This is a genomic window from Streptomyces sp. NBC_00876, from assembly GCF_045207435.1.
Taxonomy (GTDB): domain Bacteria; phylum Actinomycetota; class Actinomycetes; order Streptomycetales; family Streptomycetaceae; genus Streptomyces.
Window position 1 is genome coordinate 1,944,099 of sequence record NZ_CP108800.1, and the last position, 14,586, is coordinate 1,958,684.

Sequence of the window (14,586 nt, forward strand, 5' to 3'; positions counted from 1 at the left end):
CTCCGGTACACGCGGCGGCGTCGCGTGTACCGGAGCACGGGGTCAGCGGTCGCGGACGGCTCTCGCGCTCACCGGGTCGTGCGGCGGCGGGCCCGGTGGCGCAGGGCCGTGACCGCGCAGAGGGCGAGTACGGCGGCTGCGCCCACGGCGGCGGCCGCCGAGCTCGCGGTCAGAGCGGTGTCCGCGGTGGTGCCACCGGGGGCGTCCGCTGCGGCGTCCGCCGCGATGGCGGGCCCGGGCCGGCCGGTGCCGGCCTGTGCACCGGAGGGGCCGTATCCACCGGCCCGGCCCGCGCGGGCGTAGCCGGAGCCGGGGAGCTTGTCCGCGTACGCGGCCCGGACCCGGGTGCCGTAGGCGGCCCGGGTGGTGCCGTCCGCACCGACCGCACGGACGGCGTCCGCGTCGAGCGGGAGCACCCGGCTGCCCTTCTGCACGTACCAGGCGTCTATCTGCGGCTCCCGGAAGACGATGCCGCCGGGCAGTTTGCGGGCGCCCTCGGCCGCGTACCGGGTCTCGTCGTCACCGGTGGCGATGTTCACCACCTGCCAGCTCCCGTCCTTCCCCGGCTCGGGAAGCGTCCAGAGGGAGGCCTTCTGTCCGTCCGAGGAGACCGCCGTGCTGGCCAGGTAGTCCAGCGCGGCGATGGGCGCTCCCGGTTCACCCGCGACGAAGTCCGCGGACAGGGTGCGTACGGGAACGGCCGCGCCCTGGATCCGCGGCGCGGCCGCCGACCTGGTGACCGCGCCCTCGCGGGCGAAGAACCTCGACAGCGTGTCCAGGGTCGCCGGGTCGGTGGCCGCCTCGTGGGCGGCCGCCAGGGCCGCCGGGGTGGCCGAGGGGCCGGTGGCCGCGGCGGCCTGCGGGGCGACGGTGAGCAGGGCGGCTCCGGCCAGCAGGCCGCTCGCGGCCAGGGCGGCGGCGAACGGGCGTGCGCCGCGCACGGTACGCGCGGCGGATCGGTCCGGGGAACTGGTGGAGGTCATGCCGTCACGCCCCGATCCGGTAGAGCGAGTGGGTCCAGGAGAACTCGCTGTTGTTCACGTACCAGGCGTGCGAGGCCCAGTTGTAGCGGTTGCTGGAGGGCCAGGGATCGCCCCAGTAGACCCAGCTGTTCGCGTCGTCGTATCCGTAGAGGACGTGCATGTGACCGCCGCCCGAGGACCACTGGATGCGGGTCTCCACCGGCCGTCCGGCGGCTATCTCGGCCTGCACGGTCGGGTAGCGCAGCCAGCCGGTGACGTACGAGCCGGGATTGATGCCGGCCCAGGACAGACCGTCCTGGACGTTGCCGAGCGAGGCCTGCGAGTTGGGGCACTCGTAGCCCTGGGCGCGGCCGAAGGCGGCGTTGCAGAACTGGTTCTGGGTGTAGTTCCTGCCGAACCAGGTGGCGATGGTGTTGCCGGCGGCGGCCCAGCACCAGTTCGTCTTCTGCTGGGCCTGCATGGTGATGTTCAGCCGCTGGGCGGCGGCCAAGGTGCCCGTCGCTACTGCGGTGTGGTCGCGGGTGGCGCCGTGGTCCTGGTTCGCGGCGGTGGCGGTCGCCGTGGGTGCGGCGAGCAGTACGGCGGCGAGAACGGCTGTCACAGACAGCCGTCCCGGCCGGACTCTTCGGTTGCGCATGGCGTTCCTCCCGGGGCGGGGGCGGGGCGGGGATTCCAAGGAGCGCGTCCGGACGCTGTCGAGGAGCATCAACCGTTGTCGGGAACGGGTCAACACGCTTCAATGCGGGGGAACATCGCGGTGTGAACGCCGGTGGCGGGTGCGTGAACGCCCTCCCCCGGCCACCTGCGGTCCGGCACCCGTCGGCGCGGCTCCACGGCCCGCCCGTCGTGAACGTTCACCTGGAGGACCCATGCAGCACACCGAGGCCGAACTGGCGCAGGTGCTGCACACCGGCCCGTTCCATCTGGCGCTGCGTACCGCGCTCTCGGTGCGCGGGCTGCCCCTCCAGCGGGTGCAGCACCATCTGGCGCACCGGGGGGTCAAGGTCGGAGTGACCAGCCTGAGTTACTGGCAGCAGGGCGCCCGGCGCCCGCAGCGCCCGGAGTCCCTGCGGGCCGTGAAGGCGCTGGAGGAGGTGCTGGAGCTGCCGGGGAACTCGCTGCTCGGGCTGCTGGAGGACGAGGAGTCCCGCACGGACGCCGACCGCCCGCCGGCCCGCTCCTACCGTTCCCTGGTCGAGGCGTCCGGTGCGGTGGAGCGGCTGCTCGCGGCGATGGAGTCACCCGCGGACGGCGGGCTGCACACGGTGGGGCATCAGGAGCGGGTACGGATCGGTCCCGGCCGCCAGATGCAGCGCCGGGACTCACAGCACGTCGTACGCGCCCACCGCGACGGCATCGACCGCTATCTCGCCGTGTACCGCGGCGATCCGGGCTGCGATCCGGCGCGGGTCGAAGTGGGCGCCCGGGAGAACTGCCGGACGGGGCGGGTCCGCTGGGACGCGGAGACGGGTGTGCTGGTCGCGGAGCTGCTCTTCGACACCCGGCTGCGGGCCGGCGAGACGTACCTCTTCGGCTACGGCTTCGAGGACGGTACGGGAGGGCCCTGCGTCGAGTACGTCCGCGGCTTCAGCTTCGGCGGCGGGCAGTACGTACTGCAGGTCCGGTTCGACGAGGAGGCGCTGCCGGTCCGGTGCCGGCGCTTCGCACAGGTCTCGGCGGGCGCACCGCGCGGCGCGCGGACCGACCTCACGCTCACCGGCCGGCACCGGACCGTGCATCTGGTGGAACAGGGGGTGCGGCCCGGCCTGGTCGGCATCGACTGGGACTGGGAGTGACGCCGGCCGGTGGGCGGCCGCGGCGGTGAGCGGCTGGGCCGGTTGGCGGCCGGGGGGCGGCCGGGTCAGGCGTCGGGGCCCGCGATCAGCTTCCCGCCCTCGACTCTGACCGGGACGGAGGGCAGCGGCACGGTCGCGGGGCCGTGCAGGGCCTTGCCGGTCGTGGTGTCGAAGAGGCTGCCGTGGCAGGGGCAGTGCCCCTCGTTCTTCTCGACCCTGTCCAGCAGGCAGCCCGCGTGGGTGCACTGGGCGCTGAACGCCTTGTACTGCCCCTTGGCCGGGCAGCTGACGATGACGCGCTGCTCGCGGTAGAGCTTGGACTCACCGACGGGAACCTCGTCCGGCGCACCGAGCTCGACGGGTGCGGTGGGGGTCGGCGTCTCGGCGTGCCCGAGCTTCGAGTCGGTCGAGCAGGCGGCCACTCCCAGCCCGGCGACGCCCGCGAGAGCGGCGCCCTTCAGCACGGTGCGGCGGGCGGTGGGCTGGCCGGGCATGCGGTCTCCACGGGTCAGAGGGGCAGCGGGTGTCAGGGATGCCCGGGGCGCCCTGCGCAGCAGCGGCATCGGTGACGTAACCGACGATACCGGCGGAGACGGACGCTCCTGCGCCCGGGCCGGGCACACCCGATCGTGCCTGGTCAGGGCAGGGGCGGAGGGCGAGGCAGCGCGAGCGGGGCAGGGCGAGGTGAGGCAGGGCGAGGTGAGGCACAAGAAGGTGGCGGCCTCCTCGGAAGGGGCCGCCACCTCGGGACGTCCGTCGGGACGTCCGTCGGGACGTCCGTCGGGACGTCCGTCGGGACGTCCGTCGGGACGTCCGTCGGGACGTCCGTCGGGACGTCCGTCGCTACGCGCTGTCCGGCCCGGACGGCGGGCCGTCTCGTCAGGCCTTGCGCGCGCGGGTCGCCTTCTTGGCCGCGGGCTTCTTCGCCGCGGCCGTCCCGGCGGTCTTCGCCGTGGCGGTCTTCGCCGTCGCCGTCTTCCTGGCGGGGGCCGACTTGGCGGCGACCGCCTTCTTCGCGGCCGTCTTCCGGGCCGGCTTGCGCGCCGTCGGCACGGCCGCCTCGCTCACCCGGTCCGCGTCCAGGATGCCCTGGAGGAACTTCCCGGTGTGGCTGGCGGGGACGCCGGCCACATACTCCGGGGTGCCCTCGGCGATGACCAGGCCGCCGCCGTTGCCCCCCTCGGGCCCCATGTCGATGACCCAGTCCGCGGTCTTGATGACATCGAGGTTGTGCTCGATGACGATCACCGAGTTGCCCTTGTCGACCAGGCCGGAGAGCACCTTGATCAGCTTGGAGATGTCCTCGAAGTGCAGACCGGTGGTCGGCTCGTCCAGGACGTAGACCGTGCGCCCGGTCGAACGCTTCTGGAGCTCGCTGGCCAGCTTCACCCGCTGTGCCTCACCGCCGGAGAGCGTCGGGGCGGACTGCCCGAGCCTGACGTATCCCAGGCCGACCTCGTTGAGCGTGCGCAGGTGGCGGGCGATGGTCGGGACGGCCTCGAAGAACGCCAGGCCCTCCTCGATCGGCATGTCCAGCACCTCGGCGATGGACTTGCCCTTGTAGTGGACCTCCAGGGTCTCCCGGTTGTAGCGCGCTCCGTGGCAGACCTCGCACGGCACGTACACGTCCGGGAGGAAGTTCATCTCGATCTTGATGGTGCCGTCGCCGGAGCAGTTCTCGCAGCGGCCGCCCTTGACGTTGAAGGAGAACCGGCCCGGGAGGTATCCACGGACCTTGGCCTCCATCGTCTCCGCGAACAGCCGGCGGACGTGGTCGAAGACACCGGTGTACGTGGCCGGGTTGGACCGGGGCGTACGGCCGATGGGCGACTGGTCGACGTGCACCACCTTGTCGACCAGGTCGTCCCCGTCGACCCGGGTGTGCCGGCCGGGCACCGACTTGGCGCCGTTCAGCTCGCGGGCCAGGTGGGTGTAGAGGATGTCGTTGACCAGCGTCGACTTCCCGGAGCCGGAGACTCCGGTCACGGCGGTCAGCACGCCGAGCGGGAAGGAGACGTCGATGTCCTGGAGGTTGTTCTCCCGGGCACCGTGCACCGTGAGCAGGCGCGAGGGGTCGACGGGACGCCTGATGTCGGGCATCGCGATCGACTTCTTGCCGGTCAGATACTGGCCGGTGATCGACTTGTCGTTGGCCAGCAGCTCCTTGAGCGAGCCGGAGTGGACCACCTTGCCGCCGTGCTCACCGGCGCCGGGGCCGATGTCGACGACCCAGTCGGCGACCTTGATGGTGTCCTCGTCGTGCTCGACGACGATGAGCGTGTTGCCCATGTCGCGCAGCCGGACCAGGGTCTCGATCAGCCGGTGGTTGTCGCGCTGGTGCAGGCCGATGGACGGCTCGTCCAGCACATAGAGCACGCCGACCAGGCCGGAGCCGATCTGGGTGGCGAGCCGGATGCGCTGGGCCTCGCCGCCGGACAGGGTGCCGGCCGCGCGGTTCAGCGAGAGGTAGTCCAGGCCCACGTCGACCAGGAACTTCAGCCGCTCGTTGACCTCCTTGAGCACCCGCTCGGCGATCTTCTTGTCGCGGGCGTTCAGCTTCATCCGGCCGAGGAACTCGGCGCACTCGCTGATCGACATCGCGGCGACCTGGGCGATGGACTTCTCCATCACCGTGACCGCCAGGACGATCGGCTTGAGCCTGGTGCCCTCACAGGTCGGGCAGGGCACCTCGCGCATGTAGCCCTCGAAGCGCTCCCGGCTGGAGTCGCTCTCGGCCTCCGAGTGGCGCCGCTTGACGAACTGCACCGCTCCTTCGAAGGAGGGCGTGGTGTAGGCGCGCTCGCGCCCGTACCGGTTGCGGTAGCGGACCTCGGTCTGGATCTTGTGTCCGAAGAGCAGGGCCTTCTTGGCGCGCTGCGGCAGACCGGCCCAGGGGATGTCCGTACGGAATCCGAGGGCTTCGGCCAGCGCGTTGATCTGGCGGCCGAAGTACTCCTTGGTGTGGCCGTGGGACCAGGGGTGGATGGCGCCCTCGTCGAGCGACTTCTCCTCGTCCGGGACGATCAGCTCCGGGTCGACCTCCATCCGCGTACCGATGCCCGTGCAGTCGGGGCAGGCGCCGAAGGGCGAGTTGAAGGAGAAGGAGCGCGGCTCCAGCTCTTCGAAGGAGAGGTCGTCGTACGGGCAGTAGAGGTGCTCGGAGTACATCCGCTCACGCTCGGGGTCGTCCTCGGGGAGGTCGACGAAGTCGAGCACGACCATGCCGCCGGAGAGGCCCAGCGCGGTCTCGACCGAGTCGGTCAGCCGGCGCTTGGCACTGTCCTTCACGGTGAGGCGGTCGATGACCACCTCGATGGTGTGCTTCTCCTGCTTCTTGAGCGTGGGCGGCTCGGAGAGCTGGATGGTCTCGCCGTCGACCCTGGCCCTGCTGTACCCCTTGGTCTGCAGATCGGCGAAGAGATCGACGAACTCGCCCTTGCGCTCGCGCACCAGCGGCGAGAGCACCTGGAAGCGGCTGCCCTCGGGCAGGCCGAGGACCTTGTCCACGATGGCCTGCGGCGACTGGCGCGAGATCGGGCGGCGGCACTCGGGACAGTGCGGCTTGCCGATCCTGGCGAAGAGCAGCCGGAGGTAGTCGTAGACCTCGGTGATGGTGCCGACCGTCGAGCGCGGGTTGCGCGAGGTCGACTTCTGGTCGATGGAGACGGCGGGCGACAGGCCCTCGATGAAGTCGACGTCCGGCTTGTCCATCTGGCCGAGGAACTGCCGGGCGTACGAGGAGAGCGACTCCACATAGCGCCGCTGGCCCTCGGCGAAGATCGTGTCGAACGCGAGCGACGACTTGCCCGACCCGGAGAGCCCGGTGAAGACGATGAGGGAGTCGCGGGGGAGGTCGAGCGAGACGTTCTTGAGGTTGTGCTCGCGAGCGCCACGGACGATGAGACGGTCGGCCACGCCGGTCCGCACCTTTCTAGAGAGAAGCGGGGGAACTGAGCCCCTGTCCCAGGGTATGGGGGGCGCCACAGCGGTGTACGAAGCTTTCGACTCCGAGCGTATAGCACGCGCATTCGATTTACGGACGGCTGATGACTCCTTCACCCGAATGAGTGGCGGGGCTAGGCTCGGCCCCATGACTGATCATGTGCACGACCTGGCCGCACTGCGTGAAGCGACCGACCGACTGCTCAGCGCCACGGAGAAACTGGACGACGCGGCACTCGCCGAACCGTCGCGCCTGCCGGGCTGGACCCGGGGTCATGTCGTCGCCCACCTCTCACGTAACGCCGACGCGCTCGTAAATGTTCTCCAGGGCCGGCCCATGTACGCAGACAGCGAAACCCGCGACCGCGACATCGAGCGCGACGCGCCCCGGCCGCAGGCGGAGCAGCTCGCCGACCTGGCCGCGAGCGCGGCCGGCTTCGTGGACGCCGCCGCGGCCCCGGCCGACTGGTCGCGCACGGTCGCGATGCGCAACGGCGTGACGGACTCCGCCTCCCGCATCCCCTTCCGCCGCCGCATCGAGGTCGAGCTGCACCACGTCGACCTGGGGATCGGATACGAGCTGGAGGACCTGCCGGACGAGTTCACCGCCCGGGAGATCGACTTCCTGGCCGAACGCTTCGCCGGGCACCCCGCGGTCGTCCCGACGGGTGTGGCCGACGACCGGGGCCGGACCTGGACGACCGGCGGCGGCGCTGAGGGCGGACCCGTCGCGGTCCGCGGTACGGCTCCCGAGCTGCTCGGCTGGCTCAGCGGGCGGCGCGACGGGTCGGCCCTGACCGTCGAGGGCGGACTGCCGCTGCCCGTACTGCCCCCGCTATAGGCTGAGAGGTATGACGTACAGCGGAGCGGTCAAGGTCGGCGGGCGGGCGGACGTACACGAGCTGACGGATCTGATGATCTCCAAGGCGGCCGTCGGTCCGATGAACAACAACGCCTATCTGCTGCGCTGCCGGGCCACCGGCGAGCAACTGCTGATCGACGCGGCCGCCGACGCCGGAACGCTGCTGCAGCTGATCGGCGACGACTCGATCGCCTCGGTCGTCACCACCCATCGGCACGGCGACCACTGGCAGGCGCTGGGCGAGGTGGTGGCGGCCACCGGCGCGCGTACGTACGCCGGGCGGTTCGACGCCGAGGGGATCCCGGTCCCGACCGATGTACTCGTCGACGACAACGGCACGATCCGGGTCGGGCAGGTCTCGCTGACCGCCCGCCATCTGACCGGTCACACCCCGGGCTCGATCGCGCTCATCTACGACGACCCGCACGGCGCTCCGCACGTGTTCACCGGGGACTGCCTCTTCCCGGGCGGGGTCGGCAACACGTTCAAGGACCCCGAAGCGTTCGTGAGCCTGCTGCACGACGTGGAGACGAAGCTCTTCGCCCCGCTGCCGGACGAGACCTGGGTCTATCCGGGGCACGGTCACGACACCACCCTGGGCGACGAGCGTCCGCACCTGCCGGAGTGGCGCGCCCGGGGCTGGTGACGACGACGGGGGCCGGACACGCGACGCGCGTCCGGCCCCCGTCTCCGCTCAGGCGGCTCAGGCGTCGATGCCGGCGCCCTTGTCCGCGGCGTCGTCGGTCTTCGCCGACTCCACCGCCGCATCGGCCTCGGCCTGCTTCTTGTTGGCGATGAGGCTCGTGATCGTGGTGATCACCAGCACGCCGCAGATGACGCCGAGCGAGACCGGGATGGAGATCTCGGGGACGTTCACCCCGGACTCGTGCAGGGCGTGCAGCACCAGCTTGATGCCGATGAACCCGAGGATGACCGAGAGCCCGTAGCTGAGGTGGACCAGCTTCTTGAGCAGGCCGCCGATCAGGAAGTACAGCTGGCGCAGGCCCATCAGGGCGAAGGCGTTGGCCGTGAAGACGATGTACGGGTCCTGAGTCAGACCGAAGATCGCCGGGATCGAGTCCAGCGCGAACAGCACATCGGTGGTGCCGATGGCGAGCATCACGACCATCAGGGGCGTCAGGACGCGCTTGCCGTTGTTGCGGATGAAGAGCTTGGTGCCGTGGTACCGGTCGGCGACACCGAAGCGGCGCTCGATGTTCTTGAGGAGCCGGTTCTCCTCGAACTCCTCTTCCTCCTCGTCGGCCCGCGCCTCCTGGATGAGCTTCCAGGCGGTGTAGATCAGGAACGCGCCGAAGATGTAGAAGACCCACGAGAAGTTGGCGATGACCGCGGCGCCGGCGGCGATGAAGATCGCCCGCAGCACCAGCGCGATCAGCACGCCGACGAGCAGCACCCGCTGCTGGAGGTGGGAGGGCACCGAGAACTTCGCCATGATCAGCACGAAGACGAAGAGGTTGTCGACACTCAGCGACTTCTCGGTGATGAAGCCGGCGAAGAACTCGCCCGAGGCCTGGCTCTCGCCGAAGACGAGCAGGCCGAGTCCGAAGAGTGCCGCCAGCGCGATCCAGACGATCGTCCAGATTCCGGCTTCCTTGGTCGACACGTCATGGGGCTTGCGCCCGATGAAGAAGTCGACGGCGATGAGGGCGCTCAGACCAAGAATGGTCAGCGCCCAGAGGGTCCATGAAACGTCCACTGCGCCTCCGGCAGTTCGCTACGGCTACTGATCAGCGTCGTCGCTGCCGGAGGTCTCTTCCACCCGGGCGCACGGGGTGCGCGCCTGGGCCGACGCCCCGGGACCGGTCACAGTCCGTACTGACGGGAACGTCGCGTATGGGAGTACTCCCCTCCGCTCAATGAACAGTACAGGGAACACCAAGGAAAGGTAAAGAAAGGGGTAAAGGATCTTCAAAATTGCAGGTCAGGGCGGTTGGTCCAGGTCGTTTACTCAGCGGTGTCCGGTGCGGCGCGCGGTGGCCACCCGGGCCAGCACCTGTTCCAGGACCGCACTGCCCGGCGGGGTGACCGGCGGTTCGTACGTCCAGGCGTGACCGACCCAGGGGTCGGCCAGATGGTCGTCGGCAACCGGGGTGATCCGGAGCAGGGAGCGCCACAGCGGGTCGAGCACCGGCCCGTAGGCGGAGGCGTCCTCCCGGTCCGCGACCATCAGGAGATGGACGCCGACGGACGGCCCCTCGTCGGCGAGGTAGCGCAGCTGGGTGACGGCGCGGTCGTCGAAGCCGTGCGGGAAGTCGTTGACGATCAGCAACTGCTCGGCCGGGTCCAGGTCGGGCGGCAGTGAATCGGCCGCACCGGCCCGGATCGCCATCTGCACCAGGTCGACCCGCCGGGTGAGCCGGGCGAGCACCGAGGACACTCCCCCGGGCCCGGACGCGGGCGGACCCGCGAGCACCCCGGAGCGGACCAGCGGGGCGAGCGGCCCGGCGGCCGATCCGGCCGGGTCGATGACATGGACCGAGAACTCGTTCGCCGGGTACACGGCCAGCAGCCGGGCGGCGTGCAGGACCGCGCTCTCCATGGCCATGCGCCGCAGCTGGTCCGCATCGGTCAGGGCGGCGGCCTCGGACGCGGTGCGCCCGCTGTCGATCCAGATGCCCCGCTCCAACGGCAGCCTGACGAGCAGCGGGATGCGCAGGGCGGCGCTCTCCGGCAGATGGAGATCGCCGATCCGCAGGGCCATGGGGATCTCCATCGGGACACGGTAGCCGTGCCAGACGGGGTTGTCCCAGCCCGCGTACGAGGCGGGGAGCGCGGGTTCCACGACGGCGGCCTCGGCGGCGAGCTGGGCGAGGTCGCGGTCCAGCGCCTCCCGGGCCCGGCCGGTCAGTTCGTCGCGCTTGGCCCGGGCCTCCTCACGGGCCCGGTCGCCCGCGCCGCCGATCCGGCTGCGCGGATCGGACAGGGTCCGCTCCAGCTCCTGGTCCATCCGGGACTCGGCGAAGTCGACGGCACTGCGGTACGCGGCGGCGGCCCGGGCCAGGTCCTCGAACATGCCCCAGACCTGGTTGTAGAGGCGCTCGTCCATGGACCAGCCGGTCGCATCCCCCGCGACGGGCTGGGCGGGCTGTCCGGGCCGGGCCGGCGGCGCGACGGGCGGGGGCGGCGGGGGCGCGGTGGACTGGCGGCGCGGGTGCGCGTAGTCGATGGGGCCGCCCGGGATCCCCGGAGCGGCGGGCGCGGTGGGTTCGGCCAGGGGCTGGGGCTGCGGGGCGGCCGCCGGCGGGACGGGCGGCTGCCCACCGGCCGGACCCGGGGCGTGCCGGACCCGGTCGCCCTCCGGGGTGCGGGGCGGGGGCGGCGCCACGGAGCGGGCCATGCCGCGGGCGACCGCTTCCTGGATCGAACCGGCCAGCTCGGCCGCCCGGTCCAGGCCCTGGTCGGCGAGCATCGCGGCGAGGCCGCCCGCATAGCCCTGGCCGACCGCGCGGACCTTCCAGACGCCCTGCCTGCGGTACAGCTCCAGGGCGGTGACGGCGGACTCGCTGTCCAGGCCCGTCAGGGTGAAGGTGGCTATCTCGGCGCCCTCGAGTCCGGTGACCGCGACGAAGGGCGAGGCGACGGCCCCGAACCGGGTCGGACCCCCCGCCTCCATCGGCAGGGCCAGCAGCACCGTGACCCGGTGGACCTCATCGGGCAGGGCGTCCAGGTCGACGGCGAGCCGGTGGTCGGCCGCGGCCTGCCTGGACACCTCGAGCCCCGGCAGCTGCGGCGATCCGGGGTGGGCGATCCACTCGACACCGCGCACCGTGCCGCGCTCGTCCCCGAGCGTGGCTCCGGCCACGACGGGTGCGCCGGCCGAAACCCGGATCTCCAGACGGGTCTGGGGCAACGTGTGGTTCTGCCCCCGGACCAGCTCGGCCGTCATTGCCCTGTCCCCTCGACGAGTGCTGCTGCGCGATGCGGTGGTGTACGTGGTGCGGTGTCCGTGTGCGGTGCGTTGTCCGTGTGCGGTGCGGCGTCCGTGTGTGGTGCGGTGTCCGTGTGCGGTGCGGGTCCGCCCGGCACCGGGTGCGGCCGGGTGCTGTGATGCGGTGCAGCTCCCGGCGGCCGATGCCACCGGGAGCTGCGCATACCGCGATGCGGACCTTGCCGGTCCGGCGCCGGCCTACAGGTGAGGCAGGATCGACGGCATGAGGTCCTGGAAGGTGCGGCCGTTGGCCGGGGTGCCGATGGCGGTCATCTGCCACCCGTTCCCGGAGCGGTGCACCTTCGCCATGATCTGGGCGGTGTACTGCCCGCCGCCGTCCAGCGTGTAGCGGGCGAGTTCCTGGCCGTTGGTCTCGTCCACGATGCGGCAGAAGGCGTTCTGCACCTCCTGGAACGTCTGGCCGGTGAAGGAGTTCACCGTGAAGACGATCTGGTCGATGTGGACCGGCACCCGCTGGAGGTCGACCAGGATCGCCTCGTCGTCGCCGCCCGAACCGGCGCCGCCGACCAGGTTGTCCCCGGTGTGCTTGACCGAGCCGTCATCGCTGACGAGGTGCCGGAAGAAGACGACGTCGACCGGCTGCTTGTCGGCGAACAGGACCGCCGAGGCGTCCAGGTCGATCTCCCTGGTGCGCGAGCCGAACAGACCGCGGCGCGGCGCCGCCTGCCAGCCGAGCCCCATCCGTACCGCGGTCAGGGTCCCCCCGTCGCTCTTCTGCAGGCTGATGGCCTGACCCTTGGTCATATTGACCGTCACGCGCTGTCCCCTCTCCGCTGTCCCCGCAACCGTCCTTGCGCGGTTTCCAGCACCCTACGCAGTCGTGCCACCGGCGCCGAGGTTCCGGGCCGTTTTGTGTCGGTCCTGCAACACACCAGGTGCGACGGGGTCAGGCCAGACCCGCCTCCCGCATCTGGCGCAACTCCTTCTTCAACTCCCCGACCTCGTCACGCAGTCGGGCGGCCACCTCGAACTGCAGGTCCGCGGCGGCCGCGCGCATCCGGTCGGTCATCTCCTCGATGATCCCGGCGAGCTCGGTGGCCGGGCGGTCGGTGACCACCGGTCCGCTCCCGCCGGCCTTCCCCGCCTTCCCCTTCGCGGCACCGGTCTTGATGCCCAGCGACGGCACGGGTGCCTTGGTGCCCTTCCCCTGCCGGTATCCGGTGCCGAGCAACTGCTCGGTGTCGACCTCCTCGCGGGCGATCGTCGCGACGATGTCGTTGATCTTCTTGCGCAGCGGCTGCGGGTCGAGGCCTCGCTCGGTGTTGTACGCGATCTGCTTCTCGCGGCGGCGGTTGGTCTCGTCGATCGCCTGCGCCATCGCCGGGGTGATCTTGTCCGCGTACATATGGACCTGCCCCGACACGTTACGGGCCGCGCGTCCGATGGTCTGGATCAGTGAGGTGCCCGAACGCAGGAAGCCCTGCTTGTCGGCGTCGAGAATGGCCACGAGCGACACCTCGGGCAGGTCGAGGCCCTCGCGCAGGAGGTTGATGCCGACCAGGACGTCGTACTCGCCGGAGCGCAGCTCCCGCAGCAGTTCGATACGGCGCAGGGTGTCGACGTCGCTGTGCAGATAGCGGACCTGGATGCCGAGCTCCAGGAAGTAGTCGGTGAGGTCCTCCGACATCTTCTTGGTGAGGGTGGTGACCAGGACCCGCTCGTCCTTCTCGGTGCGCTTGCGGATCTCGTGCACCAGGTCGTCGATCTGGCCCTCGGTGGGCTTGACGACGACCTCCGGGTCGACCAGGCCGGTGGGGCGGATGATCTGCTCCACGAAGCCGTCGCCCCGGGACAGCTCGTACTTGCCGGGGGTGGCGGAGAGGTAGACCGTCTGGTTGATCCGGCCGAGGAACTCCTCCCACTTCAGCGGGCGGTTGTCCAGGGCGGACGGCAGCCGGAAGCCGTGGTCGACGAGGGTCCGCTTGCGGGAGGCGTCGCCCTCGTACATCGCGCCGATCTGGGGCACGGTGACGTGAGACTCGTCCAGGACGAGGAGGAAGTCGTCGGGGAAGTAGTCGAGAAGGGTGTTGGGAGCGGTGCCGGGGGCACGGTCGTCGAAGTGCATCGAGTAGTTCTCGACGCCGGAGCAGGTGCCGATCTGGCGGAGCATCTCGATGTCGTACGTGGTGCGCATCCGCAGCCGCTGGGCCTCCAGCATCTTGCCCTGCTTCTCCAGCTCGGCCAGGCGCTGCTCCAGCTCCTGCTCGATGCCGCTGACGGCCTTCTCCATGCGCTCCGGTCCCGCCACGTAGTGGCTGGCGGGGAACACGTGGAGCGACTCGTCCTCGCTGATGACCTCGCCGGTCAGCGGGTGGAGGGTGGAGAGCGCCTCGATCTCGTCACCGAACATCTCGATGCGGACGGCGAGCTCCTCGTAGACCGGGAAGATCTCGATGGTGTCGCCGCGCACCCGGAAGCTGCCCCGGGTGAACGCCAGGTCGTTGCGGCTGTACTGGATCTCCACGAAGCGGCGCAGCAGCTGGTCGCGGTCGATCTCGTCGCCCACCTTGAGCTGGACCATCCGGTCCACGTACTCCTGCGGGGTGCCGAGGCCGTAGATGCAGGAGACGGAGGCGACCACGATGACGTCGCGCCGGGTGAGCAGCGAGTTGGTCGCGGAGTGGCGCAGCCGCTCGACCTCCTCGTTGATCGAGGAGTCCTTCTCGATGTAGGTGTCCGACTGCGGGACGTACGCCTCGGGCTGGTAGTAGTCGTAGTACGAGACGAAGTACTCGACGGCGTTGTTCGGCAGGAGCTCGCGGAACTCGTTGGCCAGCTGGGCGGCGAGGGTCTTGTTCGGCGCCATCACCAGGGTGGGGCGCTGCAGCTTCTCGATCATCCAGGCGGTGGTCGCCGACTTTCCGGTGCCGGTCGCGCCGAGGAGCACGACATCCTTCTCACCTGCCCTGACGCGCTTCTCCAGCTCGGCGATGGCCGCGGGCTGGTCGCCGCTGGGCTGGAAGGGACTGACGACCTCGAAAGGCGCCACCGAACGTTCGATCTTCGAAACGGGCCGCATGGAACCACCGTACG

Annotated in this window: 11 protein-coding genes; 3 read left to right on the forward strand and 8 right to left on the reverse strand. The window is 70.7% G+C overall.

The genetic code is table 11. The features are described from left to right. Nucleotides 1–68 precede the first annotated feature (68 nt). The gene (locus OG782_RS08550) at nt 69–983 is read right to left on the reverse strand and encodes a hypothetical protein (protein WP_406448930.1); all 915 of its coding nucleotides are present in this window, start codon (nt 981–983) and stop codon (nt 69–71) included. A gap of 4 nt (nt 984–987) precedes the next feature. Further along, nucleotides 988–1,620: a papain-like cysteine protease family protein gene (locus OG782_RS08555; RefSeq protein WP_406448932.1), complete on the reverse strand. Its 633-nt coding sequence runs from the start codon at nt 1,618–1,620 to the stop codon at nt 988–990. Nucleotides 1,621–1,852: 232 nt separating this feature from the next. Here OG782_RS08555 and OG782_RS08560 point away from each other — a divergent pair, with 232 nt between their 5' ends. Further along, nucleotides 1,853–2,779 (forward strand): hypothetical protein, encoded by a 927-nt coding sequence (locus OG782_RS08560; protein ID WP_406448934.1) that lies wholly within the window; start codon nt 1,853–1,855, stop codon nt 2,777–2,779. A 65-nt stretch (nt 2,780–2,844) separates the two neighbouring features. Here the strand turns inward: OG782_RS08560 and OG782_RS08565 are convergent, their stop codons facing one another. Beyond that, a complete protein-coding gene (locus OG782_RS08565) occupies nt 2,845–3,273 on the reverse strand; it encodes a Rieske 2Fe-2S domain-containing protein (RefSeq protein WP_406448936.1) in 429 nt (142 codons plus the stop codon). A gap of 385 nt (nt 3,274–3,658) precedes the next feature. After that, nucleotides 3,659–6,694 carry an excinuclease ABC subunit UvrA gene (uvrA, locus tag OG782_RS08570; RefSeq protein WP_406448938.1) on the reverse strand — a complete coding sequence of 1,012 codons (3,036 nt, stop codon included), beginning with the start codon at nt 6,692–6,694 and terminating at the stop codon, nt 3,659–3,661. Nucleotides 6,695–6,869: 175 nt separating this feature from the next. Between uvrA and OG782_RS08575 the strand changes: the two genes are divergently transcribed. Together OG782_RS08575 and OG782_RS08580 are read left to right on the forward strand one after the other, a co-directional pair. Next, complete coding sequence (locus tag OG782_RS08575; protein WP_406448940.1) at nt 6,870–7,562, forward strand: maleylpyruvate isomerase family mycothiol-dependent enzyme; 693 nt, start codon at nt 6,870–6,872, stop codon at nt 7,560–7,562. 10 nt (nt 7,563–7,572) lie between these two features. Next, entirely contained in the window at nt 7,573–8,229 is a 657-nt protein-coding gene (locus OG782_RS08580; protein ID WP_406448942.1) for an MBL fold metallo-hydrolase, read from the forward strand. Nucleotides 8,230–8,286: 57 nt separating this feature from the next. Here the strand turns inward: OG782_RS08580 and OG782_RS08585 are convergent, their stop codons facing one another. The 4 genes from OG782_RS08585 to uvrB form a co-directional block, all read right to left on the reverse strand. Continuing rightward, on the reverse strand, nt 8,287–9,300 hold the full coding sequence (locus OG782_RS08585; RefSeq protein WP_406448944.1) for a TerC family protein: 1,014 nt from the start codon (nt 9,298–9,300) through the stop codon (nt 8,287–8,289). A gap of 252 nt (nt 9,301–9,552) precedes the next feature. After that, on the reverse strand, nt 9,553–11,490 hold the full coding sequence (locus OG782_RS08590) for a TerD family protein (RefSeq protein WP_406448946.1): 1,938 nt from the start codon (nt 11,488–11,490) through the stop codon (nt 9,553–9,555). Between the two features lie 240 nt (nt 11,491–11,730). Next, on the reverse strand, nt 11,731–12,309 hold the full coding sequence (locus OG782_RS08595) for a TerD family protein (protein WP_406448948.1): 579 nt from the start codon (nt 12,307–12,309) through the stop codon (nt 11,731–11,733). A gap of 130 nt (nt 12,310–12,439) precedes the next feature. After that, nucleotides 12,440–14,572 (reverse strand): excinuclease ABC subunit UvrB, encoded by a 2,133-nt coding sequence (gene uvrB / locus OG782_RS08600; RefSeq protein WP_406448950.1) that lies wholly within the window; start codon nt 14,570–14,572, stop codon nt 12,440–12,442. Nucleotides 14,573–14,586 lie beyond the last annotated feature (14 nt).